Source organism: Paenibacillus sp. NPDC056722 (assembly GCF_042790635.1).
GTDB lineage: Bacteria > Bacillota > Bacilli > Paenibacillales > Paenibacillaceae > Paenibacillus_AQ > Paenibacillus_AQ agri.
Genome location: NZ_JBHTYV010000014.1, coordinates 18,403 through 44,899, shown reverse-complemented (window position 1 = coordinate 44,899; position 26,497 = coordinate 18,403). Strand labels below are relative to the sequence as shown.

Below are 26,497 nucleotides of genomic sequence, written 5' to 3'. Positions count from 1 at the left end.
TATTCATCATATGCTACATAACTGAATAAGTCAAATCATAATACTCAATCGTATCAAGTTCATCCAATTCATAACCACATTCCGGCAACCAAACTCCATATATATAGTTGTATGTATGTTTTAGATTATTTAGTGAACCCTTATGCGTGAAAACGGCATACTTTGAGCTTAGTATTGTTCTTTGGGTCATTCCGGAAGGGACTGGTGCAAGAACGTGCACCTCAAGGCATGCAATATAAGTAAACTCACTCTTGTCCGTAATCTCTGGATTGTTTAACGAGAACAAATTATTTCCTGGCTAAATACAAGTCGATCGTATCATAAACAATTAATACATCACCAAATTTTATAATGGCTTCTTTAATCTCATCTTCAAACCTTTCTTTTGTAATGGATGGCATAGTTCTATGGTCTGAGTATGTATTCAATAATGCGATATAGTCAGTCGAAGAAAAGCTTCTGGTTAAATGATATAGCTTAAACACAACATCCCTAAATCCATAGGCATGAATAGTTTTGGATATGTTATTATATCTTGCAGTGTCATTTTCTATAATCGTGGTATTAGAAGGTCTATATTTTTGATAGATGGCTTGAATATTCTGATGTAATTCATCATTTTCTCGTGCTACAAAGGGCCGGTTCCAAAATAATGCTAGTGTCCCATCGGTTTTTAATAATTTCGAGACTTTAGGATAGCTCACTTCTTCTGGAATCCAATGAAATGCAGTAGCTGAATAAATTAAATCTATGCTGTTATCGGGGCATTCAAACTCTTCAAATGTAGTATTGCATACCGTAAAATTTTCAAACTCTCGGAACTTTAATCTTGAATATTCTGCGAGATCTGTTCCTAATTCAATTGCTGTTAATTCACAGCCTGTTTCCAAAAAAGGTCTTGTAGCCTGACCTGTGCCAATACCAACCTCAATTGCTTTGTTATCTTGTTCAATTTGAGCGTGGGCCATAATATCTTGGAATAACTTATCACAATAGGTGGGTCTCCACTTATCGTAGTTCTCCATATCCTCATTAAATGTAAGTCGCTTATCCATAAATATCATCCTCCCGCTCAATCACTCACTTATATTCTTCATCATAATAATATCTCTGCCGTATTCTTCAGATTCAACTACATCGATTTCATGATACCCAAGCTTCTCATAGAAACTTTGTGCCGTTATACTACTAGGTAATTTAAGCGATGTGATTCCAGTATCACGGGCAATTCCTTCAATGAAATTAATAAGTATCCGTCCAATGCCTAAATGATGATGGTCTTTATCAACAAAAAGAGTATAGATAATATCCTTATCCAAACTAATAGTTCCGATAATCGTATTATTCATAACAGCCACAAACACTTTCCTCTGCCCGGCTAGACTAACGAGATACTCCGGCGTAAAAATACTATACATATTAGTAATAATCTTCTCGGGATAATCTTTACTGTTAACGTGTGCTAGATTGTCTCGAATAATGGTTGAGATTTTTTGACTATCCTCTTTAGTGAATTCTCTAATTTTAATTTTTTCATTCATGAAACTCACCCCTGTTTATTCTAATGGAACATAATGCTTCAATTCCGATTCAGTAAAACCTTTTTCTCTGCCTTCTTGTGTCAATCTATGACTAAACTGCAGGACTTCATTATGTGCAAAATATACATATTCAACATCTGGTTCATCTTTAAAAATGACTACCGCATAAAATGGCGGTAATTTTATTCCCCATACTCCTTTTACGGACGCTATTTCTTCTCTACTATATTTCTTTTCTTCTATCAGATAATCCGTTACTCTATTTGCATATACGATTTTGTTTACCTGAACGTAAGCAACAGGTGTTATTACTAATGCGGTTACTAGAATGCCTACTATGATTATTAGAATTTTTATTTTCGTCGTCATTACAATAATCCTCTCACCTTTCTCAATTTTTATTTTGAGATTTTCTTTTCTTGGGACTTCAAAATTTAGCCACCTCATCTCCACAAAACAACCCAGCCTTAGATAACTCTTATCTTAAGCCGGGTCGTTTGTTGTCTCTATCGAATTATTTTATTTTTTTCATAAGGTCATTTAAGTTTCGTACTATTGAATGTCTGGGACTAGTAATCCTATTATATAAATACTGCTTTATATCCCGGCTCAATACCATAGAGTGAACGCCAAGCTTCTCAGCCCCATCACAGTTTCTAATGTTATCGTCAACAAATATAGCCTCAGATGGAGAGACTTCTAGCTCTTCAAGAGCAGCCTTGTACATTAGCTCATGTGGTTTGCTGACCCCTTTTATTGAGGAAATAATAAAGGATGAAAAGTAATCCCTTAGCCCGGCTTGTTTAAATACATTATCCAAAGATGGCCAAGCATCCGAAACAACAGCCAGCTTATAAGTTTTGCTCAACTCTGGTATTAATTCTATAGCATCACTATAGAACTTGTACTTATCATAATTAAAAACTAAATCAGACGCGATAGCTTTGATCAGTTCCTCATCTAATCCTAACTGAGGTAATTCAGCTGCGAAAATTCTATAGAACTCAATGAAATGAAGCAATTCTTCATCTTCATTTCTAATCATACTCTGCCTTGATATATATGTATTTGCTTTATGAAATGCTTTATTTCTAATCTGCTTGTCTATTGATCGGAATATCTTCTCATCGATAAAGTTAAAAAAGTTGGGGCTAATAAACCAATGCCCTGTAACAGGACCATTTAACACCTTACCTGAATCGAAAAGGATTGCATTAATACCGGTATTAGAGGTTCGATAACTCATATTCTTATACCCTCTTCTCGAAAATGTATAGGTCATCTTCTAACCTATCTTTGCTGAATCCGCATCCGGCAATTCCTTTCAAAGCTGGCTCGCCTAGAATTCTCATTTAATTGTTATGTTTTGCCGCCTTAGCCATGCCTTCAAGTCATTTCTATGAGTTTCTTTTTCTATGCCCTTAAAATCAAACCTGATCACACGCTGAGACCAGCTTTTCTTACTGGTTTCAAATTCTATGAAATATTTATTGATATTGGTATACTTTATTTCATTAGCTTCAAGAGACACACCATCAATTATCACGTTGTTATCTGTTATAACAATGCTTCGTTTTTTCCTAATCTCTTTTATCATGAATACTCCAACGACGCTTATTAATACGATTAATATTGCTATGTAAAATTCTTTCCATTGCTCTAGATCCCAAATCTGATGAATTAATATTGAAAAAATACCCATCATACTAAAAAATGCTGCGTATTTAGCCCCTAAGTACGGCAAACTAATTTGATATTCATTGTTATTTATATAGTTTTTCATGCTGCTCCTCCTTTTAATGTTCGCTTTTCTAAAAATCTATCCCAAAATTATTTTTTCCTTTCTAACTCTTCATCAAGTTCTTTTAAATGTTGTTCAGTTTTTATAATCAAGAGTGTGAATGGTACAAAGATCAGTCCAGTAACAACAAGTGAAAGATATGTACCTTCGAATAGAAGGCTTAATATTAAGCCAATTAATGCATACGCCAGCCCATATCTGATCATTAATTCTGCACTGTATCTATTGGCTTCATCCCATAATAACTGACTTTTCATCGATCTCCTGGTTCTGTATCCATATAGTGAATTTATCGTTTTCGGAGGTTTTTTCTTCACAATGAATCCGGTTACACAAGTGATTAGTCCTATTAGAAGAGTGATAATTAAACTAGCTATTTGACTATCGTTCATGAGTTACCCCACTCTATTCAAGTTTTTAACTCACTTTTTGAAAATCAGTTCAATTACCGGCGGTCCTGATTCTTGAGGATAAACATTTAAAGTTATTGATATCGTTATCACTATCAACATGATCCATATCATAAAATTTAAAAACGGTTTAAATTTCTTTTGAAGGATCATTCCAACTACTATTATGGATGTATTCATGACATAAATCGTTGGTAATGCTACAATCCTCCCTAAACCTGTATTTGGATAGTAATGAATTAATAATGATATTACTATGATCGTGGGTGAAATGCATAAGAGATATTGGATTAAGAATCTCACCATACTATTCTTATTTAATTTCTTGATTTCAATTAGAAAGATATCCATTAAATTTCTTAACACTCTATTCAATTCTGTTCTCCTATCTCATTTCCTATTAAATTTAGTTGGCTCTTACATGCTTAATGATGCTTATATTTGGGTTATCTTGTTTTAAAAGTACATCCAATAGTCCATCTGGAACCAACTTTATATCTGAATCTGTTTTGAAAAAGTTCAAAGGTTTCCATTGAGCTTTATATTTAATATCTCCTTCTATTCCCTCAATTTCATCAAGATCATATAACGTTTTTTCTTTCAGTTTCACTTCATAAATGAAATTCACTTCATGTCCCCTATCATCCTCAGTACCAAATATATTTTCTATGACAGAAATTAATGTAGGCTCTTCAATTTCTTGATTCAGTTCTTCCCTAATTTCTCTTATCAATGCTTGTTTGCTATTTTCACCAAACTCAATAGTCCCACCGATAGGTCGGTAGAAAGTTGTACTTATACCTGGGAAATTGATTACTTGAACTAAAATGTCTTCTTCTCTGCTAATGATTCCTAGGGAAACTGATCTAATTCTCATATGATTAAGTCCTCCATCCATTTATTCCTATAAGGGAGTCCGCTTTCTTCCATACTTTCACAAATTTATTTCAGTCTATATTCAAATTCTATCTCAAGTTTAATTCCAATTCCATTAAATTCATAGAAATCTATAATTTGAATAAGACCCAGTCGATGAACTCAACCGGGCCTTTTCTAATATTAAGTATGATTTTGCTTCAGAAATCTTCTACAGATGGTCTCACATAGATCTCTTATACCTTCCGAACAGTAGGCGAGTAAAATACATCACTATGCATATGCTGAATTTTGTCCCAGTTGCCAGGATTGGTCGTGTCTGGAGAGCGGTGCTCCAGAATGGCCTGATATAGGGCCGTTTTTTCTTCCATATGGGCAACGTGCTGTTTGGCTTCTTCGAGCTTAGCAAGCGCCACTTCTTTGTGCTCCATCATAAGTGCGGAGCGCTGCGGAATGGTTGAATCTCCTTTGAGACAAAGATCGACGTATATTTTTATGACTTCAATCGGCATACCGGATTGCTTGAGGCATTTGATGCCATTTAGCCAGTTGATCGATTCTTCGTCGAACATCCGAATATTATTATGGTTGCGCTGTACGCTTGGCACCAGACCTTTATCCGTATAAAAGCGTACAGCGTGCTCGGTTAGTCCCGTTATTAGGGCGGCTTCTTTGACTGTATGCATTGTGAATCCTCCTTGGAAAATAAATATTTGAAGACGCCTTGCCTTCGTGTAACACGAAGGTACTAAGATCATTGTAATGCAAATGGGCTGTAAGTGGAATTTCCCTCTGCAGTACCCGCTTCAGTGGACACATGCCGTTTGCTATTCAACATTTAAATATTAGGAGGAATTACAATGCAAACCGTAACATTAAACAATGGTGTAAAAATGCCGATCATCGGCTATGGTGTCTACCAAGTTCCGAATGCTGAAGAATGCGAGAACGCGGTATATGAAGCGCTGATGGCCGGATACCGCTTGATCGACACCGCCGCCGGTTATCTGAACGAGGAAGCGGTCGGACGCGTAATCAAGCGCAGCGGTGTACCGCGTAAGGAGCTATTCATCACGACCAAGCTTTGGGTTCAGGATGCTGGTTACGAGAGTGCCAAGCTGGCGTTTTCCAAATCCTTAAATAAGCTACAGCTCGACTATCTCGATCTGTACCTTATTCACCAACCGTTCGGCGATTACTACGGCGCTTGGCGTGCGATGGAAGACCTGTATCGCGAAGGCAAAATCAAGGCGATCGGTGTCAGCAACTTCCTGCCCGAACGACTGATGGACCTCATCGTGCATAACGAAATCGTGCCCGCGGTCAACCAGGTCGAAACACACCCTTTCTACCACCAGATCGAGAGTGCCGCTTTTATGAAAGAGCATGGAGTACAGCACCAGTCATGGGCCCCGTTTGCTGAAGGACTTAACAACTTGTTTGGCAATGATGTGCTGGCCTCGATCTCAGAAAAACACAACAAGTCCGTAGCCCAGGTCGTGCTTCGCTGGCTTGTTCAACGTGGAGTCGTTGCTATTCCAAAATCAGTGCGTAAAGAGCGAATCGCTGAAAACTTTAACATTTTCGATTTTGAGTTGAGCGCAGACGATATCGAACAAATTTCCACTCTTGATACGCAGGAAAGTCTTTTCTTATCGTACCGCGATCCGGAAGTCGCCAAGATGATGGGGAACTGGAGAGTCGAACTGTAAACTTGATCGAACCGTTAACTCATCACACGTTTATCCTCATCTATTAAGAAAGGACAGGGCAGGTTCCTCACACTTGATCCTTTAAGCCTTCCATAATCCTTTGTTTAATTTGTAAAAAGAGGGCAGCCTGAATCGTTCTTTCAGGCTGCCCTCTATCTTGTTGTTCCACACTTTTATTTCAGATATTACTTCATATCACTTAATGTACCTTGAGACACACCAAACATTAATGAGAAATCGTTCTGACATAACTTGTTCATTTTACGAACACGTTTTAACTTTTTTCCTAAAGTCACATTTATTTTCATAGCTTTAATCTATGAGCATTTTGCATAAGCTCCTCAAGTTAGTACGTACTCTTCTTCACTCTATGTCTGCACTGAATTACCAAATTACCATCTCGGATTCAGGAGACTTATAAAAAACTAAAAATATCTTAAGCATCAAATTTAATCTCTTTGAGCAATACGATAGTCTATACTAATATCACCACCATTAGGCGTTGGTACAGCTTTAAATTTATATTCGCTACCTAAGGAACCAACTGGAGCACTAATGTGGCCACTCTTACCTGGTGCGAGAGTTCTTTTCTGATCTCCATTAATTGTGATTCTCACGCTTACATTCCCAGTATTTTTAATCCAGAAGTTTACTTTTTCCCCATTACTCTTTTTTAATCGGTATGTAGCCTGAAATTCAGTTCCTGAAGAACTGCCACTTTTAGCTGCATAATCTTTCGACGAACTTTCAGTCGATTCCGCAAAAGCAGGTATAATACTAGTTCCAGCAATTAGACAAACTACCAGAGCAGATGATACTACTCCTTTGAAAACGGATTTAAAATTCACGACCAAGCACTCCTTATTAAATTTATATGTAACTATTCCGCCTTTAGATAGTTACTTTTTTTAAAATTACATGTCTGTACATTCCTGTTTCCGTAGTGGTAGTTCCGTAACGGAGTGCCTCTATTTGTGCTGTCTGTTAAAAGACATGTGATGAAAGGCCGAAATGGAAAGTATGGAACCGACAATAATTACCATGTGAAAAAAGTTGGAAACTATCACTAACTAAAACTTAGCAGGTCAGTGAAAATCTTTAACTTCGTCACCTGTTATTCTCTCTACTTCTTGAAAATAAATCATAATTTTTGTGAGGTTTAGCCAATTTGAACAGTGGTGTGTTTTAACTGATAATAAGTTACATCTTGAAATCCTTGTCTGGTTAGTGAATCAGAGTACTCGGCTACATCAATAACATATTCTCCTGCAAGTTTATTCTCCTTAGAACCCTCTATTACAATTTGATGAATTCGAGACTTAGGTGATATTAAACGCAGACACCGGCGGGCAGCCCAACGGTAATGAAAAATATCACCGGCTCTTGAATACCTAACAAGTTCGTTCTCCATTAATTATCCCCCCAGCTAAATCAGAAGCAATTCACATCATCTATGCGTCCGAAACTTATGTGGAATCCCCTTCTGTTGTTTAACCTTCCAAAGAAAGTCTCCAATTACAAAAACGCTGGCTTTATTCATTTTTGCGGAATATCGCTTTTCTTGTGCATCCACTAACAAAAGCTCGAACACATACTCTTCAGCACATATTCCGTGCTCATCAATTTTTAGTCTAAACGGATCTGATGATTCAAAGCCAACCATCAAGTGTCCAACTATTTCTGTTTTTGGTGGTAACGATAATTTGAAATCCGTACCTATAAATTCATCCAATCCATATACGTGATGCCTTGACAGTTCTTTTCCTTGATCATTGCGGACATACAATGTGCCACTGATTATCGTAATAGGCAATTCTGTTGTATTAGCAAACACAACTTCAATAGATGCGCAACCCTGTGCATCATGTACAGCGTGTAGCGCATAATCTAGAAATCTTATCTCGAACTGTCCTTTGTTTAAATACATATAATTATAGTCACTGCGTTTGGCTACTGTATTCGTACTACCTTTGCGAATTAGGCAATATCCCTCATTCAGTCTGTCAAATTTCTTCCTCATCATGTATGGCTTATTTTCATTTTTATAAATCTTAAACACACCTAACACCACATCTTTATATTCATATTTGAAATAATCAAACTGTATTTCTGGTTCGATATTATTCAGAACCACCTGCACATAATTAGATGAATCTATAAATTCTTTCGGATCTATTCCTCTTATCTCCTTACCTTCTGGTCGATCCTTGACTCCAATAATAATAAATTTATCTCCATTATGCCGGGAATTGGCCATCGCCATTATATCCATTAGTAAATCCATACTCTTGTCTTTATGGTATTGTCTCTCTTTAAAGTCCAGATAATCACACTCATAGCCAAATTCGATTAATTCAAAAATCTTATCCATCCATAGACACCTCACTATAACCTTATGTACAACGGACTATATGTTTACTTGAGAAATTCGACATAAAATAAGGAAATCCTACTTTATTCACAAGAATTATCCAAAACAATGTCTATGGCATCATAATAAAAGAATAAGCAAAGTAGTTATATTTTGCTATTCTCATCCTTTCTATAACAGAATAATCAAATGTCTTTAAAGCAGCTTATCTACAGCTTCTTCCCGCTTTCTCTAATTAAACTTATCTTTTTATTTTTTAGTGAGACTTCGTTCTCATCTTCTCCCTTAACTCCACTATCAACTAAAAAAGAAAAGCCGAGCAGACTGGAGTTAATCCAGAATCTGCTCGACTCTAATTCATCTATAATTACTTTTTCAAGTTTTATTTACTGGGATAACTTTTTACGTAACCCCTATCCCTTACTCCACAGTAACACTCTTCGCCAAATTCCGTGGTTTATCCACATCGTGGCCCAAGGCCAGCGATGCGTAGTAAGCCAGCAATTGCAGGGATACTACGGACAGAGCTGGTGTCAGCAGCGGCAGGGTTTGTGGAATAACGAACGCCTGGTCAACAGACTTGAGCAGGTCGGTAACATGCTCTTGGTGGGTTATCGCCATCACGTCTGCGCCGCGGGCTTTCACTTCCTTGATGTTGCTGACTGTCTTCTCAAGCACGCTCTCTTGAGTAGCCAGAGCGATAACTGGAACGCCATCTTCGATCAGCGCCAGGGTACCATGCTTCAATTCACCTGCAGCGTAAGCTTCGGAGTGAATGTAGGAGATCTCTTTCAGCTTCAGCGAGCCTTCTTGAGCGACTGCGTAATCTACGCCGCGGCCGATGAAGAAGAGGTGCTTGTGCTCAGAAATTTGCTCCGCATAGTTCTTGATGGCTTCTTTTTGAGCCAGAATTTCTTCTACTTGCTCTGGTAGAGAATCCATAGCTGCCAGGATTTCTTTCACTTGTGCTTCGGACTGTGTACCGCGAACTTCTGCCAAGTACAGACCCAGCAACGTGAATGCGATCAGCTGCGAAGTGTAAGCTTTGGTAGAAGCAACTGCGATTTCCGGGCCAGCCAGGGTAACCAGTACACTGTCTGCTTCACGGGCGATGGAGCTGCCCACCACGTTGGTAATAGCCAGTACATGCGCACCATTCGCATGGCCTTCACGCAGAGCTGCCAGGGTGTCAGCAGTCTCACCCGATTGGCTGACTACGATAACCAGCGTTTCTGGGCTTACGATCGGAGCGCGGTAGCGATATTCCGAAGCGATATCATTTTCTACTGGAATGCGCACCAGAGTTTCAATCAGGTTACGTCCAACGAGACCCGCATTGTAGGCGGTACCGCAAGCGACGATTTGAATGTTACGAATGTTCTTGATTTGTTCTTCAGTCAAGTTCAGCTCAGGCAGAATCACTTTGGTGCCTTCTGCGTTGATGCGACCGCGCATAGTGTCACGGTAAGCTTTAGGTTGCTCGTGAATTTCTTTCAGCATGAAATGCTCAAATCCGCCTTTTTCTGCGGTTACAGCATCCCAATCGACAGTAATCATTTCCCGAGAAATAAAGTTACCTTCAATCGTCATCAATTCGACAGCATCCCGTGTCAATACAGCCATTTCGCCGTCGTTCAAAATATATACGTTACGAGTGTATTCCAGCAGTGCCGGAATGTCAGACCCGATAAAGTTTTCGCCTTCTCCAAGGCCGATAATGAGCGGGCTGGCTTGACGCACAGCAACCAATTTATCCGGTTCATACTCTGTCAGAACTCCCAGTGCAAAAGCACCACGCATAAAGGTAATCGCTTTTTGTACAGCCTTCACGATATCCCCGTTATACTCGCGGGCAATCAGGTGGGAAATAACTTCTGTATCTGTCTCGGAAGTGAACTGGGCGCCTCCGGCGATCAGCTCTTCTTTCAGCTCCAGGTAGTTCTCAACAATCCCGTTGTGCACTACGGAGAATTTGTGGCTATTGTCCGTGTGTGGGTGGGAATTCTCGTCAGAAGGTTTACCGTGAGTAGCCCAGCGAGTGTGCCCGATGCCAGCACTTCCTGCCAGTGGACTGGTTTCCAGCTTGGATTGCAAGTTCGCCAAACGGCCTTTTGCCTTAACTACTTGCAGACCTTCCTGGGTGAACACAGCGATTCCCGCGGAATCATATCCACGATACTCCAGCTTCTTCAAACCCTCGACCAAGATTCCTTGCGAATTCTGATTACCAATATATCCTACAATACCACACATTATATTTTCCTCCGTCCAAGTTATCGTAATGTGGGCGGCAATAGGAAAGAAACGTGCCGTGCGGCATGTTGATGAGAGTTAGCCAATATTCTGTTGTAATTCAGGCGCAACAAAATAAACTTTCACTACTTCACAAAATCATGAAATGTACAGCTTTCCCCTCTGCCGTGGCAGAACTATAGTGTTTCCCTCTGCTTGCGCACACCCATGAATTATTAATTTTATGCACCCATGAAAGCGTTGTGTGTAAGGTCGCCCTTGCATTTTCCGCTTGCATTCACGGCTCTGGTGCATCACCGGGAGGTCCCCGCCGAACATTTCGAACACCTCCACCTCGTCAGCTTACGTCTGCCGTGATCCGTTCAAGCTAATTAATCCTCAGCTTTCCCTTCTCCCCCGCGCAAGACCAAGCTCTGGCGCTTGTTATTGCTGATACCTCACGATCCTCGCTTTCCTTCTTGAATGAATAACACTTTATCTATTATATGCACCTTGTCGTACTTTGGCAATGCTGCTGACAATGTTTTCTTTCTGAAACAATGACATCTTAATTTGAAAAATAATTGCAGAACGTTAAACCGGTGCAGCGGTTCGCCCACCGGTTCACCGTTCATTACGCTTAGTAATTACACCAGTTCACGTTGAACAACTTCTACAATCTGTCCTACATACCGATCCAGTTCATCCTTGTCCGGACCTTCTGCCATTACACGGATAAGCGGTTCTGTACCCGATGGACGCACAAGTACACGGCCGTTGCTGCCCAGTTTGGCCTCAACTTCACCAATAGCCGCTTCAATCGCCGGATTATCCGGATAGTTGGTCTTATCCTGCACACGCACATTCACTAGCACCTGCGGATATTTGGTCATCATGGATTTCAGTTGACTCAGCTTCTGACCCGAAGCCTTCAATGTATCCACCAATTGGATCGCTGTGAGAATACCGTCACCAGTTGTATTGTAGTCCAGGAAAATCACGTGGCCGGATTGCTCGCCGCCCAGATTGAAGCCGCCCCGGCGCATTTCTTCCATCACATAACGGTCGCCTACTGCAGTTTTAGCTGTGTTGAGGGACAATTGCTCAGTTGCCTTATAGAAACCAATGTTACTCATCACTGTGGACACGATAGTGCCATCTTTAAGCTTACCTGCACGGTTCATTGCATCGCCGCAGATACACAGAATAAAGTCACCGTCTACTTCGTCACCTGTATTATCAATGGCAATCAGGCGGTCAGCATCTCCGTCAAAAGCAAGTCCCAAATCCGCGCCATGCTTCAGCACTTCTTCACGTAATTTCTCCGGATGTGTAGAACCGTATCCGTCATTAATATTCAGCCCGTCCGGCTCTGCTCCGATAGCGATAACTTCAGCGCCCAGCTCGCGGAACAATCTTGGAGCCAGCTCGTATGCCGCGCCATGTGCGCAGTCCAGCACGATTTTAATGCCTTTGAAATCCTGGGAAATGGTTGTTTTCAAGTATTCCAAATAAAGATATTTGGAATCATGATCGATAGTCACTTTACCTAGACCGGAGCCTACAGGGCGCGGCAGCTCGTCTTTTTCCGCATCCATCAATTCTTCGATCTGCAGCTCAGTCTCATCTGTAAGCTTGAAGCCGTCGCCGCCAAAAAACTTGATTCCGTTATCCTCTACCGGATTGTGTGAAGCAGAGATCATAACCCCTGCGTCAGCCTTAAGCAGACGCGTAATATACGCTACCGCCGGTGTGCTAACGACACCCAGTCGGATGACTTCCGCCCCAATGGATAGCATGCCTGCTACCAGTGCGGATTCCAGCATAGGACCGGAAATCCGTGTATCCATACCAATAACAACCTTCGGTTTCTCCACATTTCCTGTTAGTACATATCCACCGCAGCGGCCAATGCTATAAGCCATTTCTGCTGTCAACTCGCGGTTCGCTACACCGCGAACACCGTCAGTTCCAAAATACTTCCCCATGTCTTTTCTCCTTTGATTATGCTGCTATAGCTTAATGTATAATGTATGCTTAAACTGTCTTCGGGTGTCATCAAGAAACACCTGTATAGACATCTTGTTCCCTTAAAAGTTAGGTTCCGCCTGTGCCCGTGGCCTCTCCATTGCTCCCGGTACCTGCGTTCCCATTGGTTGAACCACTATTTTCAGAATGCTGTTCTGTAGGAGTCGGAGTCGGCGTTCCAGCTGTATCTCCACTATGTGTAGGCTGGTCCACCGGGTCCTTGCCCTCCCCTATAACTGGCTCAGCGCTTGGCTCAGGCGTATTCTCGCTCGCCCCTGTACTCGAGTTCTGTGAAGGCTCTGTGGACACTTCTGGTGTCGAGGAGTCCTGCAACTGTACAGTCGATTTAAGCTGCTGACCTGCCGGTTGCTTTAGGGCAATGAACTTGGGCAGAGAAACCTGAAGGGTGACATCATGCGTACCGGCTGTTAAATTGCTAACGTCAGCAACAATGCTGATCTTGTCCACACTCAGCTGACTCAGAAGATCAGGCGCCCCCGATACTGTTAACGAAAGGGTCTGGTCTGCTGGATCTGTTATGATCGCCTTCAACCCGGCAGCGGCACCTTCCAGCTTGATGGGTACCCCTTCAAGGGTACGCTCCGCATTCTCGGAGGTCGTCACTGTCACATTGACCTTGCCCGGCTCGATTTTATCGATACCAGTTGGTGGTACCAGGTCCACTTTGAGCTGCTCCGTGCCGGCCGATTTAATCTGGCTAAGATTGACGGTCGCCTCGTAGGCTGTCAATGTTGCCAACGCTTCTTTCTGACCATATACGGTTACCGAAGTCTGATCCGCCTTCACCTGAGACAACACCAGTGAATCGGGCAGTTGACCGGTATAGCCGATCTCCAGCGGTACGTTTTTGAACGGAAGGGTAATTGGAATTTCTACCGAGACGTAGGCTGGCTTGATCACCGCATCCTTGATTTCATTCCCGTTGCTGTCATAGGCGAACAGCTTCATTCGCTTCTCCTTGAAGGTCTCACTATCACCATCAAGCTCAACGGTCCCCTGCACCTTGGCAACCTTGCTCAGCTCACTGGCAGCGAGAGTGACCTCTGCTTCCCCTGTTGGCTGAATCACCGGTGTGCCGAGTTGATAGCCCTGGGCGGGCGTTCCTTTGGTCAATAGTGTAATTGGAAAAGCCTTCGTATTGCGCAGCTCCACGTGCACATTCACTTCATCCGGCGTCAAGGATTCTAGAGTCACACCATTCGGAAGTGAATAGGACAAGGAGAGTCTGTTATTTCCCGGCTTCACCTTGCTAAGATCAACGCTTACCTTGTAAGAATCGGAGAACCTATAATTCAGATCCGACTTTTTTCCCCGGACCTCCATTCTCACACTATCCACATCCAAAGGTTCCATCACATATTTGTCCTCATCAAAACCGGTCACTTCGATCTTCACATTCTCAATAGTCTTCGTATCCATACGTGAAGTTGTCTGGGAGACGGGAGCCGTATCGGCATGAACCATAGCCCACAGGATAATCCCCAGCGCCAGCGCCAGAATCTTGTTGAAGTTATTGTTGTTCATCCATTTATTCATCACGCTTGTCCCCCTTCCGTTTCCAGAAAGCAGAACCCTTCTCCTTGAGCGGAGAACTCGCACTTAGTTCTTGATACAGCTTGGAAATTAGCGATTCTTCCTTGATATCCCTCACAATCTGACCATTGATCGCCAGAGAAATCTGTCCCGTCTCTTCCGACACCACAACCGACACAGAATCTGCCACTTCACTGATCCCGATCGCCGCCCGGTGGCGCGTCCCTAACTCTTTGCTAATAAACGGATTCTCGGACAGTGGCAAGTAACAGGCAGCAGCCGCAATCTGATTACCCTGCATAATGAGCGCCCCATCATGCAGTGGAGTATTGGGGATAAAAATATTGATCAGCAGCTCCGAGCTGACCGCCGATCGCATAACTATGCCCGATTCCGTGTATTCGTTAAGGCCGGTGGCTCGTTCGAACACGATTAAGGCCCCAATTTTTCTATGAGATAGGTAATTCACGGCTTTAATGACTTCTCCGACCAGCTTGCCGACTTCTTCATCGTTCTCCGCACCACGTCCGAAGAACTTCCCTCGCCCAAGCTGCTCGAGACCACGCCTCAGCTCCGGCTGGAAAATAATGAAGATGGCAAACACCCCAAACGTATAAATCTGATTCATCAGCCACTTCAGCGTATACAAATCAAGGATCGTGGCGAATGCCCAAATGAGCACAAGCACCAGAATCCCTTTTAACAACTGAACCGCCCTTGTACCCCGGACCATATTCAGCACTTTGTAAATGATATAGCTGACAATCAGAACATCTATAATATCTTTAAAGGACTCTTTCCAGGTAAGGTCCATGAAATAGCTCATTGCTCAAACCCCCATCAATTCTAATTAGCTGGGTTTATTTATGTAAATGGCTAAACAGTGCCATAATATATCTAGGTTATAACGTTCACGCCCAGGTTGCAAGTTTAGCCCCCCTCACAAATTAAGGATGCGTCAAAAAGGCAACAAAAAAGCGCCATCTTTCCGGAAAAAGAGGCGCAAAGGATATGCCTGCAAGGGGCCACTGCTTAACGGTAGGCAACTTCAGAGAACATGTTCGTGACTTTATACCAGATCCAGCCTACCGCTTGGTCTATGCTTTTGACTTGGCCAGAAATATGGGCCGTTGAAGCCTGATACAGAGAGCCGTCGATGACCGTTACATTGCCGTTGACTTCCCCATACACCTGAGTTTTGCCATTCTCCACCGTAAGATCCCCGGTAATGATTTTGCCGGAAGGTACAATGACTGTATCTCCCTTGATGACAACCTGATCCAGGTTGGTACCCCGAACCACCAGTTGTCTATCCTGATTCCAGAAAGAAACAGAGCTCATCAGCATCACCAAAATAAAGATCGATGCCGCCGTAAGGGCGGGATGTCTCTTGATCCAGGTAATAAACCGTTTCTCCTTCTTGGATTTCGGTAAAGAATTCATTATCCGGCCTACAAGATCTTCCGACGCGACAGGACTTTGGTGCATCAGGGAAAACATCAACATATCGGTCTGTTCCAATTCATTGAACTTCGCACGGCATTCCGGGCAGGATAGAAGATGCTCCTTCAATTCCCTCTGCTGCTGTTCGGGCAAGTCGTCATCCAAATAATCATGCATCATAGAGACGGCCAGTTTGCATTCCATAGGAGCCAATCCTTTCGTGAGTGCTATTTAATTTTTCCAAGACACAGGGTCGGGTCATAAGACTTGCTCATCATACATACGTCCCTGATCTGAAGATGTTTCATAATTTCGCTGGTTATTTTTACATTTTAGGACCTAATTTTTTACGTAAAAATTCACGTCCTCGGTGTACACGGGTCTTAATCGTGGTCACTGGCATATCCAGTACATCGCTGATCTCCTGAAGTGACAAGTCCTGCAGATATCTCAGGATCATCACGGATCTGTACTTCACAGGCAAGCTGTCAATCGCCTCATAGATGGTTCTCTGTGTCTCAGAGAGCAACAGTTCCGTCTCTGGTGTCACATTATCGCTCGGAATCATGGAATAGCCGTCAATGCCATCCTGATCGTTCATCTCCGCATCCAGTGAATAGGTCGGTTTGCGCTTGCGCAACCGGTCTATGCAGAGGTTCGTGCCGATCCGGTAGATCCATGTCGAGAACTTCTGTTTGTCATCATACCGATCGAGATTTCTGTAGACACGCAAAAACGTCTCCTGAACAATATCCTCCGCTTCATGGCGGTTGTTCAGCATCCGGTACGCCAAATGATATATTTTGTCTTTATATAGTTCCACAAGCTCGGCAAATGCCCTTTGGTCGCCCTTCAGGGCGAGCTTTGTCAATCTGCCTTCCAAATTCTCCACCTGTCAACTCCCCCAGACTTGCCGCCCTTGGCATTCAAAACTAACTGAATATCCACGGTACAAGCATTTAAATCGTAATTCAAGTTTGTGTAAAAATCAAGGATTGTATTGTTACCTTCTATGTCATATGAGGAAAAAAATACTGCTTACAGCAGCAAAACAAGAAGCTGTACTGTCCTCGCTTCCATCTCAACAAAAAAAGCCGTCCGCCCAGACAAAGGGCGAACGGCTTCGTAACCATCGCAAACTCTAAATATAACGTGTTAATGTATCAGCCAGTATTCCGAAGTCCGGCAGCGACGCCGTTGATGGTCAGTAGTACCTCACGCAACAATTCAGCGTCATCCCCATCCTGATCGCGCAGCTCTCTCAGCTCAGACAACAACTGTACCTGCAGGTAGCTAAGCGGATCGACATACGGATTCCGCAGGCGGATCGACTCCTGAATAACCGGAACGTTATCCAGAATATCCTGCTGACCTGTAATTTTCAGAATCAGCTCCGAGGTCAGCTTGAATTCCGCATCAATCTGACCAAAGATGCGCTGACGAGCCTCTTCATTTTTACCCATGCCGGCATATTCCTTCGCAATCACGAGGTCCGCCTTGGAGATGGCCATTTGCAGCGTGTCGATCAGTGTTGTGAAGAACGAGAATTTCTCATACATCGTTTTCAGGATGCTAAGGTTCTCCTCTTTACCGTCATAGAAGCTTTGCAGACCTGTTCCAGCAGCATACCAAGCTGGAAGCAGATACCGGCTCTGCGTCCAGGCGAATACCCAAGGAATGGCCCGCAGATCTTCAAACCGGTCGCTGTTCTTGCGCTTGGAAGGACGGGAACCAATATTTAGCTCGCCCACCTCAGGCAGTGGAGTCGACTCCTTGAAGAACGTCAGGAAGTCTGGATCACGGAAGATCAGGTCCTGATATTTGTTCAGGGAGACTTCCGAAATTTGCTTCACAATCTCTTCCCACTTGGACTCGTCCAGATCAGTTTGCGGCAATCTAGCATTAACTGCAGCCGTTACCAGCGCCGAAGTCGCTTGCTCCAGACTGCGGTAAGCAATCCCCTTCATCGAGTAACGTGAAGAAATAACTTCACCCTGCTCTGTAATCTTGATGCCGCCGCCGATTGTAGAGGCCGGTTGGGCCAAGATACTGCGGTTCAGTGGCATGCCTCCGCGGCCAAGCGCACCGCCGCGACCGTGGAAGAACTTCAGCTTGATGCCGAATTTATCAGCGGTAGCAGTGATTTCATTCAAGGCCACCCGCAATTCCCAGTTCGCAGTAACCACACCGCCGTCTTTGTTGCTATCCGAATAACCCAGCATAATTTCCTGCATATCGTTCATCGCCAGTACCGCTTGACGGTATACAGGCAGATTGAATAACGTCTCCATGATTTGTGGTGCTTCATGCAGATCATCAATGGTCTCGAAGAGTGGTACAGCTTGAAGGGTACATACAACTGTGCCGTCGTTATCTTTACGGAACAAGCCCACTTCCTTGGCGAAGACCATCACCTCAAGAATATCACTTGCTGCCTGTGACATACTAATGAGATAACTGGTGATGCATTTCTTGCCATATTCATCCTGTGCTTTGAAGATTGTCCGATAAACTTCCAGACATTCTTCCGTGCTCTCACTGTAGTTCTGGTATGGAGAGGTCAACGGACGCGGATCATTGAGCAAACCTTCGAGAAGAACGATCTTCTCTTCTTCCGGTAGCTTAGAGTAATCCGGTGTGATGTTCATCTTCTCCAGAATCTCAGTCATTGCATTCTCATGCTCCTGACTATGCTGGCGAACATCCAGTGTAGCTGTATGGAATCCGAAAAGTTCTACTTGGCGGATCAGTTTCTTAATATAGGTATCGGCCACATAATCGGCATAGTGATGCCGCAGACTGCGGTCGATGACGTTTAGGTCGTGGATGAACGCCTCAGGTGAGGTATAACGCTCAGGTGTGCCTTTTTTCTCATCGTCGAGTACATTCTGTGTCTTGGAGATCATATAGCTCAGCTTGATCCGGTAAGGCTCGTTGTCATTGCGCCAAGCATCGCCCCGGGTCAAATTGATAATTTCCCGATCCTCTTCAATGGAATCCAGCAGCTCTTGTGTAACAGATACAATACTGGTACTGAAGCTAAGATACTTCATCAGTTCCCGCATAATCCGCTGGTATTCCCTGATAGCCAGCTTGCGCTGCATTTGCAGCGTCTGCAGGGTCACGGCAGCCTTCACGGAAGGGTTACCATCACGGTCGCCACCGATCCAGGAACCAAAACGCAGGTACGTAGGCACATGCCAGTTCTGACCCGGATAATATTTACTTAGACATCGTTCAAGTTCTTCATATACATCCGGCAAGACATGGAAAATCGTCTCATGGAAATAGTACATTCCGTTACGAACTTCATCCAGTACTGTAGGCTTACGGTCACGCAGTTCATCCGTCTGCCACAGCGTAATGACTTCATTCAGCAGCTTCTCACGAAGCTGTTCCCGCTCCCGGAAGGTTAAGGTAGGATTATCAAGGTACATAACATCGTCGGCTATCCGTTTATGAATATCGAGAATGGCCCGGCGCATTGCTTCCGTCGGGTGGGCTGTAATGACCAGCTCCAGAGACAGGCCTTGTATAATCTCCCGAACCTCTTCATGTGAGAAATCACGTTCTCGAAGTCCTTGAATCGCACTTTCTATAGAACCAGGCTGTACAGTTTCACCGGCTGACCGCTCATAATCACGTTTGCGGCGAATCCGATGATTCTGTTCGGCAATATTCACCAATTGAAAATAAATGGCGAATGCCCGTATAACCTGATGACGATTCTCCGAATCCAGAGAATTAATTAACTCCTTAAATTCACTGTGCAGTTCTGGCAAATACAATGAGCGCAAAGATTTACTGGTCTCGCGGATCTTCTCCACGATTTCCAAAAGTTCGTTGCCGCCTTGGTGAACCAAGACCTCGCCCAAAATGTTCCCCAGGAACCGTACGTCCCGCCGCAGCAGATTGTTCGAGTTGCTTTTGCTAACGGTAGTCGTAAGTTCGGTCATGCTGCTCCCCCCATCCTCTCACGGATCAATGTCTTTAGCATTGTCTCTTTGAAGCTTTCCTCATATCATACAATAAAATCGCCCGGAAATCTTCATCTTTATTACGCGGTAAAGCGATACAGTAATTTTGATTATACACGAATTTCTCCATTATTACAGTCATTTCATCATAATGTATTTCTACATATTATACGGGATATCGTCAATAGCATATTCAACCCTGCTCTCTTGACCGCAGAAGATCCATAAATAATCCCATAAGTGGAGAGAAAAAACGTTCCCGATGATAAGAGCAGAAAATGTGCCGCTGGAACGGATAATTGGGAATACTTCGCATCATTAGCTTCCCCCTGGACACCTCATCCTCTACTGCCATTCTGGAGATAAAAGACACATGTTTGCCACCCAGCAAGGATTGCTTGATGCCTTCCAGCGAATCCAGAAGCAGCGAAGCCCTCGGTGTGAAACCTCCCTGCTGAAACCACTTATTAGTTAATTGCCGCGTACTCGACTCCATGTCATGAAGAATAAAGCTTGCAGAGGCAATCTCAGCCGGCTGCAGCACACTGCGGGAAGCCAGTGGATGTTCAGGTGAAAAGACAAGCACCAGCTCATCTTCACATAAGGAGGTGCTGAGAAGACCCGGCTGTTCAAAACGCTCGGTGGAGAGAATACCGATGTCAATCTCATGGTTTAACAGCATTTCCTTGATAACAAGGGAGGGTTTTACTGTCAAAGAGATTGTCGTTCTGGGGTGCCGCTCACTGAACTCTCCCAAAATTCCTGGCAGCAGATAAGTGGCTGGTACATAGCTTGCGCCAATTTTCAGCGTACCGCGCCCGGCGTTCCCGAACTCCTTGACGACCCGCTGAGCTTCTGCCGCCAGTGAATTAATTTTGACCGCATAGTGGAGGAATGCCCGTCCGCTCTCCGTCAGGATCATCTTGTCCATTCTTGGTTCAAACAGCTTCTCACCCAACTGTTCCTCCAAATTCTTCAAATGGTAGGTAACGGTCGGCTGCTTCAGCCCAAGCGCATCAGCTACAGGTGTGATTTTCTTATGTTTATTCAATAGCTCCACAATTTGCAGCTTAATTAAATTCAGGTTCACTCTTATCCTCTCCCTCATGGTGCTAGATCCATCCTAGCATAGAAAAATTCTATGAGTGTTAAGGGAATTGCATGAAAAAGTTAATAACGAGGTTACACTCGGCAAACATACCGGGAACCCTTCTTCTTTACACTAAGTACATACCAAGACCATTCATCAAAAAGTAAAAATTAAATATTAATGACAGGGAGAAAGAAATGAACGAGTTAATCATTCGCGATCTTGCCAAAAGCTTCGGAGATGTTCAAGCCCTGAAGCCGGCTAATCTGCACATCAAGGCAGGAAGCTTCACGACACTGCTCGGACCGTCCGGCTGTGGCAAAACCACATTGCTCCGTCTGCTTGCAGGTCTTGAGACGCCAGATGCAGGAGAGATTTTGGCGGATGGCGAGCCCATTTATTCAGCGTCCCGGAGAGTGAATCAGCCGGTTCACCGCAGAAATTTCGGGATGGTCTTTCAGGATTTCGCGCTCTGGCCGCATCTGAGCGTCTTCGAGAATGTTGCCTTTGGACTGCGGGCAGCCAGGCAGAAGCAAGATTTACGGGGAAGGGTGCTAGAGGCACTGCGGACGGTCAGACTGGACGGGCTGGAAGAACGATATCCTCATCAGCTGTCAGGCGGACAGCAGCAGCGGGTAGCCTTTGCCAGAGCAGTCGTTACCCGTCCACGGCTTGTCCTTTTCGATGAGCCACTGAGCGCTTTGGACGCCATACTCCGCGATGAAATGCGGGTCGAACTGATCTCGCTTGTTAAGAACATTGGGATTACCGCTTTATATGTAACCCATGACCAATCCGAGGCTATGTCGATGTCAGACGAAGTCGTAGTCATGCAAGGCGGCCATATCCTTCAGAGCGGCTCTCCTGAAGAAATCTATCGTACACCTGCGCATCCTTTTGTCGCACGGTTCATTGGTAAATCGAATTGGGTGATTCCGGATCAGCAAATGCTTCGTCCAGAGCAGCTCCGCTGGTCCCATGAGGGCGATTCCAATCTGTCCTTTCATGGCACGATCCGGCACGTCAGCTATATGGGCGATCGTTACGAAATGATCCTGGATATGCAAGAAATGGGGCAATGGATTGCCTATCATGAACAGCGGCTACGCGTCGGCGATAACGTATGTCTGTATGCATCTCCGGGGCAAATTCACAAGCTGAATCCATCCGGAAGATAACTTTTGTACTGAACTTCAACCTATTCTATGGAGGTATTATCAATGAAAAAATGGGTCAATCAGAAACGAATCGGTAGTCTTCTTCTCACCACAGTCTTAGGGCTGAGTCTTGCAGGCTGCGGCAACGCCAACACACCCGCTGCGGATGCAGCCAATAATGGAGCGACTGGGAACACAACTGTGGATCCAACGGCCTCTCCCGCTGGGACAAGCCTTAGCGGTAATCTCGTAGTATATAGCGCAGGCCCTGAAGGACTGGCGAACAAGATCAAGGAAGGTTTTGAAGCAAAGACCGGGGTAAAGGTCGAGATGTTCCAAGGCACCACTGGTAAAATCCTCGCCCGTATGGAAGCGGAAAAATCAAATCCGGCCGTGGATGTTGTCGTTCTGGCTTCCCTTCCTTCGATGCAAGGAATGAAAAAAGACGATTTGCTGCTTCCATATAAGGAAGCTGTCAACTCGGACAAACTGGTGAGCGACTGGTCTGATCCAGACGGCAGCTATTTTAGCTACAGCGCCTCTGCACTTGGCATTGTTTACAATACGAAGAAAGTAACTACACCTCCAACTTCCTGGTCGGATCTCGGCAAGCCAGAGTGGAAAGGACAAGTTAACATCCCTGATCCATCGCTGTCCGGCTCGGCGCTTGATTTCATGACTGGCTTTCTGAGTGCTCAAGGCGAGTCCGGTTGGGACCTCTTCAAGCAATACAAGGCTAATGGAGTAGCGATGGCTGGCGCGAACCAGGAAGCACTTGATCCAGTAATTACAGGTGCCAAGTCTGTAGTTGCTGCAGGTGTAGATTACATGGCTTACAAGGCAAAAGCTGCCGGTGAGCCGGTTGACATCGTCTATCCTGCCGAAGGAACTGTGATCAGCCCACGTCCGGCTGCGATTATCAAAACAAGCCCAAATGTAGACAACGCCAAAGCTTTTATCGACTACCTGCTTTCTGATGAGGCCCAAGCCATGGTCTCCAAGGCATACCTCTTGCCAGGACGCACAGATGTTAAGGCTGAAGGACGCGCCAACCTGGATGAGATCAAGACTTATGATGTGAAATGGGACTGGATGAACGACCACGGCGATGAGATCTCCACTACCTTTACGGATCTGTTCAAATAAGCATTATGAAGAAGTATTCTGTACGTACCTTTCCATGGAGAGGGGGCAGCCTGGCACTGGGGATATTGGCGATCCTGGTGCTGCTGCCGCTGCTCCTGATTTTCTGGACAAGTATTTATCCAGGCGGCAGGCTTGATATTGCTGCTCCCTTAAAGACCATTATGAACAACAGCGGATTGATAGAAGTTCTCCTAAACTCGCTAGGTCTCGGAGTTAGTGTTATTGCCCTGACTACCGTTTTTGCCCTTCCACTGGCCTGGATTATGGCGAAAACGTCCATCGGCCGTCATCGCTGGCTGGATGTGGTTCTGTTGATTCCCTTCATGACACCGCCCTATATCGGTTCTATGGGCTGGATGCTGTTTATGCAGTCCGGGGGATATATGGAGCAGTTGCTGCCCGCTTCTGCGGCGGTTACTCCCTATTTCTTCTCCTACTGGGGTATGGTTCTGATTATGAGTCTGCATTTATTCCCTTTTCTCTATCTGCTACTGCGTAATTCGCTGCTGCAGATCGGCGGCAGTCTGGAAGAGGCCGCTGCGGTTCATGGCGCATCTTTTGCTTATAAGAGCAGGAAAGTAATCCTCCCCTTGTTATTATCCAGTTATGGGCTGGGCGCGCTGCTGATCTTTGTCAAAACAATTGCTGAATTCGGGACGCCGGCAACCTTTGGCCGCAAAATCGGCTTCTATGTTCTTACTTCCGAAATTCACCGCTACATCGCTAGTTGGCCGATTGATTTCGGTAAAGCTACCTCATTAGCTTCTGTATTGCTGGGGGTATGTTTGGTTATGTGGTACATCCAGACCTTGATTAGCAGTCGTTACTCCTACCGTCTGGTTGGCGGTAAAGGAATGCGTAGCAAAAGCAAAACCTCAAGGGGACTTGCAGGCTTAGCCAGTTGGGGGTATCTAGTATTCCTGCTAATTGCTTCGATTGGGGTGCCTTATTTCTCCATTATTACTGCTTCGCTGCTCAAACTGCGGGGAGAAGGCTTGTCTTGGGGGAATTTGACACTAAATCATTATCGTGAGCTGCTGTCCCCTGGTTCTCCGGGAATGCACGCGCTAATCAATAGCTTAGGCCTAGCCGTGGCTGCTTCTTGTATTGCAGTAATTCTAGGCACCTGGTTTGGACTAACCATTGGCAAAGCCACGTCATGGAGGCAGAAGCTCACCGACCTTTTCAGTTTACTGCCGAATACCGTACCAGGCATTGTATTAGTCGTGGGCTTGATTCTGTTCTGGAACGCCCGCTGGATGCCAATTCCGCTATACAATACGTACGGCATGGTCGTACTGACTTATGTAGTGTTGTTTCTTCCTTATACCGTGCAATATGTAAAATCAAGCTATGGGCAGCTGGACCCCGCCTTGATGCAGGCGGGCCAAGTGTTCGGCGGCAGCCGGATATATGTTTTTAGGCGTATCCTGCTGCCGCTGATCCTGCCCGGCATGGCCGCGGGTTGGATGATGACCTTCACCATTTCCAATCGGGAATTGGTCGCCTCGTTGCTGATCCTGCCCCCGTCTATGCAGACATCGGCAACTTATATTTTCGCCCAGTTTGAGCAGGGCGCTGTTGCGCTCGGTATGGCCATGGCCGTCGTTTCTGTCGGCATCACAACCGCCTTGCTACTGGCGATCGAATATCTAAACCCTGACAGAAAGCGGAGACAACGATGACTACACTAACCATATGGGGGGGCGCCGGGGAGCATGGGCGCTCCTCTTATCTTATCAGGAACGAACAGAGGGGCATCCTGCTGGATTGCGGAGTCAAAAAAGAAGCCGGGAGCGAATATCCGCTGCTGGAAGCAGAGCGAATTCCGGAACTGCTGGCTGTCTTTCTCTCCCATGCCCACGAGGATCACTCCGCTGCGCTGCCTCTTCTCTATAAATACGGATATAAAGGAAAGGTGTGGACGACCCGGGAAACCGCGCTGCAGCTGCCGGATTATTTTACAGCTTGGCGTAATTACGTGACAGCAGGACCGACTCCACTTCCTTTTGAAGAGGCAGATTGTGAAGCGATTGAGTATGCCTACCTGGAGGAACATACTGCCCCTTTAACATGGCTTAGTCTGACTCCAAATCTTCGTGTGATGTGGGGCCGCAGCGGTCACATGATCGGATCGATCTGGGTAGCTCTGGAGTGGGACGGTAAAACCATCTTCTTCTCTGGCGATTTTACTGGGGAATCTCAGTTGCTGGCGGTGGATGATCCAGGATTGGCATTGTTCCATTCTGCTGTGCAGAAGAACGAAGAGAACAGCAATAGGAAGGCAACCCGGAAGCAGGCGGAGGAAATAGCTGAAACGACAACTAAAACGATAATTAAAGTGATAAACAATGAGGCGGTCAGAGAAACGGGTGAGACGGTCTCAACTGTAAGTACGACGCCCCAACCTTCCGTTGATCTCTCTATTATCGATGCAGCCTACGGCGTTGATCCCGAGACCCAGAGTGACAAGCTGCTGCAATTGGAGTCCGCAATCCTCAGCACATTGGAGGCAAATGGGACCGTCCTTTTACCTGTTCCACTGTATGGGCGAGGTCAAGAACTGCTTGTCTGGGCCGGGGAACAATTCCCGGATACAAAGCTAGTCGCGGAAGACAGATTGCTCGCACCTTTACGTGAGCTTGAACAAAGCTCCTTTTGGCTCAGGGAGACAGCTACCTCACGTATTCAAGCATTGCTGAACAGTGACAAGCTGCATATTGTTTCAGATCCGGACCAGCGTAGGCAGGCTATGGATCAATCTAGTGGGGCTATTATCTTTACAGGGGATGGCATGCTACTCTCTTCTACAGCCCGCTGGTATTACGATCAGTTATCGACCAACCCTAGCAGTCAGGTTATTTTCACTGGGCATCTACCGGCAGGCAGCTTTGCGCAGAGACTGGTGACGTCCCCTCCTGCTGGCGGACCTGCCATTTCCTTAATCCGCTACAAGGTCCATCAGGGTCTGCCGGATATCCGGGACATGCTGCACAGCATTCCCAGCCATGAGAATGTACTTGTTCATGCACCGGATCATCATAACCGGCAGGCGATCACCCTGCTCCAAGAAGAGGGCGCTACCGGTTTGCATTCACTTTTACCTGGAGACCAATTGCACTTCTAAATAAATCTACTTCTATGTAAAAGGCTGATACA

Annotated in this window: 25 protein-coding genes; 5 read left to right on the top strand and 20 right to left on the bottom strand. The window is 44.9% G+C overall.

Features of this window, described 5'->3' with window-relative positions; genetic code table 11:
* Positions 1 to 13 precede the first annotated feature (13 nt).
* From ACFRAM_RS24460 to ACFRAM_RS24420, 9 genes are all read right to left on the bottom strand, one after another.
* Entirely contained in the window at positions 14 to 286 is a 273-nt protein-coding gene (locus ACFRAM_RS24460) for a GyrI-like domain-containing protein (protein WP_379468981.1), read from the bottom strand.
* 1 nt (position 287) lies between these two features.
* Positions 288 to 1,055, bottom strand: coding sequence for a class I SAM-dependent methyltransferase (locus ACFRAM_RS24455; protein WP_379468979.1), 768 nt, complete (start codon positions 1,053 to 1,055; stop codon positions 288 to 290).
* A gap of 21 nt (positions 1,056 to 1,076) precedes the next feature.
* Positions 1,077 to 1,541, bottom strand: coding sequence for a GNAT family N-acetyltransferase (locus ACFRAM_RS24450; RefSeq protein WP_379468977.1), 465 nt, complete (start codon positions 1,539 to 1,541; stop codon positions 1,077 to 1,079).
* 15 nt (positions 1,542 to 1,556) lie between these two features.
* The gene (locus tag ACFRAM_RS24445) at positions 1,557 to 1,988 is read right to left on the bottom strand and encodes a DUF3139 domain-containing protein (RefSeq protein ID WP_379468975.1); all 432 of its coding nucleotides are present in this window, start codon (positions 1,986 to 1,988) and stop codon (positions 1,557 to 1,559) included.
* 67 nt (positions 1,989 to 2,055) lie between these two features.
* The gene (locus tag ACFRAM_RS24440; RefSeq protein ID WP_379468973.1) at positions 2,056 to 2,787 is read right to left on the bottom strand and encodes an HAD-IA family hydrolase; all 732 of its coding nucleotides are present in this window, start codon (positions 2,785 to 2,787) and stop codon (positions 2,056 to 2,058) included.
* Positions 2,788 to 2,889: 102 nt separating this feature from the next.
* Positions 2,890 to 3,324: a hypothetical protein gene (locus tag ACFRAM_RS24435; RefSeq protein WP_379468971.1), complete on the bottom strand. Its 435-nt coding sequence runs from the start codon at positions 3,322 to 3,324 to the stop codon at positions 2,890 to 2,892.
* A 47-nt stretch (positions 3,325 to 3,371) separates the two neighbouring features.
* Positions 3,372 to 3,734 carry an SdpI family protein gene (locus tag ACFRAM_RS24430; protein WP_379468969.1) on the bottom strand — a complete coding sequence of 121 codons (363 nt, stop codon included), beginning with the start codon at positions 3,732 to 3,734 and terminating at the stop codon, positions 3,372 to 3,374.
* A 424-nt stretch (positions 3,735 to 4,158) separates the two neighbouring features.
* A complete protein-coding gene (locus ACFRAM_RS24425) occupies positions 4,159 to 4,629 on the bottom strand; it encodes an NUDIX hydrolase (RefSeq protein WP_379468967.1) in 471 nt (156 codons plus the stop codon).
* Positions 4,630 to 4,864: 235 nt separating this feature from the next.
* The gene (locus ACFRAM_RS24420) at positions 4,865 to 5,314 is read right to left on the bottom strand and encodes a MerR family transcriptional regulator (RefSeq protein WP_379468965.1); all 450 of its coding nucleotides are present in this window, start codon (positions 5,312 to 5,314) and stop codon (positions 4,865 to 4,867) included.
* 174 nt (positions 5,315 to 5,488) lie between these two features.
* On the opposite strand from ACFRAM_RS24420, the gene ACFRAM_RS24415 reads away from it, so the two are divergent.
* Positions 5,489 to 6,340, top strand: coding sequence for an aldo/keto reductase (locus tag ACFRAM_RS24415; RefSeq protein WP_379468963.1), 852 nt, complete (start codon positions 5,489 to 5,491; stop codon positions 6,338 to 6,340).
* 449 nt (positions 6,341 to 6,789) lie between these two features.
* Here the strand turns inward: ACFRAM_RS24415 and ACFRAM_RS24410 are convergent, their stop codons facing one another.
* From ACFRAM_RS24410 to ACFRAM_RS24360, 11 genes are all read right to left on the bottom strand, one after another.
* Complete coding sequence (locus ACFRAM_RS24410; protein WP_379468961.1) at positions 6,790 to 7,188, bottom strand: hypothetical protein; 399 nt, start codon at positions 7,186 to 7,188, stop codon at positions 6,790 to 6,792.
* Between the two features lie 311 nt (positions 7,189 to 7,499).
* The gene (locus tag ACFRAM_RS24405; RefSeq protein WP_379468959.1) at positions 7,500 to 7,751 is read right to left on the bottom strand and encodes a hypothetical protein; all 252 of its coding nucleotides are present in this window, start codon (positions 7,749 to 7,751) and stop codon (positions 7,500 to 7,502) included.
* 36 nt (positions 7,752 to 7,787) lie between these two features.
* Positions 7,788 to 8,711 carry an AlbA family DNA-binding domain-containing protein gene (locus tag ACFRAM_RS24400; protein ID WP_379468957.1) on the bottom strand — a complete coding sequence of 308 codons (924 nt, stop codon included), beginning with the start codon at positions 8,709 to 8,711 and terminating at the stop codon, positions 7,788 to 7,790.
* A gap of 420 nt (positions 8,712 to 9,131) precedes the next feature.
* Positions 9,132 to 10,964 carry a glutamine--fructose-6-phosphate transaminase (isomerizing) gene (gene glmS, locus ACFRAM_RS24395; protein ID WP_379468955.1) on the bottom strand — a complete coding sequence of 611 codons (1,833 nt, stop codon included), beginning with the start codon at positions 10,962 to 10,964 and terminating at the stop codon, positions 9,132 to 9,134.
* A 626-nt stretch (positions 10,965 to 11,590) separates the two neighbouring features.
* Positions 11,591 to 12,931 carry a phosphoglucosamine mutase gene (gene glmM, locus ACFRAM_RS24390; RefSeq protein ID WP_175371806.1) on the bottom strand — a complete coding sequence of 447 codons (1,341 nt, stop codon included), beginning with the start codon at positions 12,929 to 12,931 and terminating at the stop codon, positions 11,591 to 11,593.
* Positions 12,932 to 13,040: 109 nt separating this feature from the next.
* Positions 13,041 to 14,528 (bottom strand): CdaR family protein, encoded by a 1,488-nt coding sequence (locus ACFRAM_RS24385; RefSeq protein WP_379468952.1) that lies wholly within the window; start codon positions 14,526 to 14,528, stop codon positions 13,041 to 13,043.
* Positions 14,521 to 15,351, bottom strand: coding sequence for a diadenylate cyclase CdaA (gene cdaA / locus ACFRAM_RS24380; protein WP_379468950.1), 831 nt, complete (start codon positions 15,349 to 15,351; stop codon positions 14,521 to 14,523). The genes ACFRAM_RS24385 and cdaA overlap by 8 nt, the downstream gene beginning before the upstream one ends.
* Positions 15,352 to 15,557: 206 nt before the next feature.
* A complete protein-coding gene (locus ACFRAM_RS24375) occupies positions 15,558 to 16,172 on the bottom strand; it encodes a zf-HC2 domain-containing protein (protein ID WP_175371809.1) in 615 nt (204 codons plus the stop codon).
* 121 nt (positions 16,173 to 16,293) lie between these two features.
* Positions 16,294 to 16,860 (bottom strand): RNA polymerase sigma factor SigW, encoded by a 567-nt coding sequence (sigW, locus tag ACFRAM_RS24370; RefSeq protein WP_066366323.1) that lies wholly within the window; start codon positions 16,858 to 16,860, stop codon positions 16,294 to 16,296.
* Between the two features lie 271 nt (positions 16,861 to 17,131).
* Positions 17,132 to 19,924: a phosphoenolpyruvate carboxylase gene (ppc, locus tag ACFRAM_RS24365; RefSeq protein ID WP_379468948.1), complete on the bottom strand. Its 2,793-nt coding sequence runs from the start codon at positions 19,922 to 19,924 to the stop codon at positions 17,132 to 17,134.
* 214 nt (positions 19,925 to 20,138) lie between these two features.
* On the bottom strand, positions 20,139 to 21,035 hold the full coding sequence (locus ACFRAM_RS24360; RefSeq protein WP_379468946.1) for a LysR substrate-binding domain-containing protein: 897 nt from the start codon (positions 21,033 to 21,035) through the stop codon (positions 20,139 to 20,141).
* 197 nt (positions 21,036 to 21,232) lie between these two features.
* Here ACFRAM_RS24360 and ACFRAM_RS24355 point away from each other — a divergent pair, with 197 nt between their 5' ends.
* Genes ACFRAM_RS24355 through ACFRAM_RS24340 form a run of 4 tightly spaced genes read left to right on the top strand, consistent with a single transcriptional unit; the run spans position 21,233 to position 26,465 of the window.
* The gene (locus tag ACFRAM_RS24355) at positions 21,233 to 22,213 is read left to right on the top strand and encodes an ABC transporter ATP-binding protein (RefSeq protein ID WP_379468944.1); all 981 of its coding nucleotides are present in this window, start codon (positions 21,233 to 21,235) and stop codon (positions 22,211 to 22,213) included.
* A gap of 42 nt (positions 22,214 to 22,255) precedes the next feature.
* The gene (locus ACFRAM_RS24350; RefSeq protein WP_379468942.1) at positions 22,256 to 23,338 is read left to right on the top strand and encodes an ABC transporter substrate-binding protein; all 1,083 of its coding nucleotides are present in this window, start codon (positions 22,256 to 22,258) and stop codon (positions 23,336 to 23,338) included.
* A gap of 5 nt (positions 23,339 to 23,343) precedes the next feature.
* A complete protein-coding gene (locus ACFRAM_RS24345) occupies positions 23,344 to 25,023 on the top strand; it encodes an ABC transporter permease (RefSeq protein WP_379468940.1) in 1,680 nt (559 codons plus the stop codon).
* Positions 25,020 to 26,465: an MBL fold metallo-hydrolase gene (locus tag ACFRAM_RS24340; protein ID WP_379468938.1), complete on the top strand. Its 1,446-nt coding sequence runs from the start codon at positions 25,020 to 25,022 to the stop codon at positions 26,463 to 26,465. The genes ACFRAM_RS24345 and ACFRAM_RS24340 overlap by 4 nt, the downstream gene beginning before the upstream one ends.
* Positions 26,466 to 26,497: the final 32 nt, after the last annotated feature.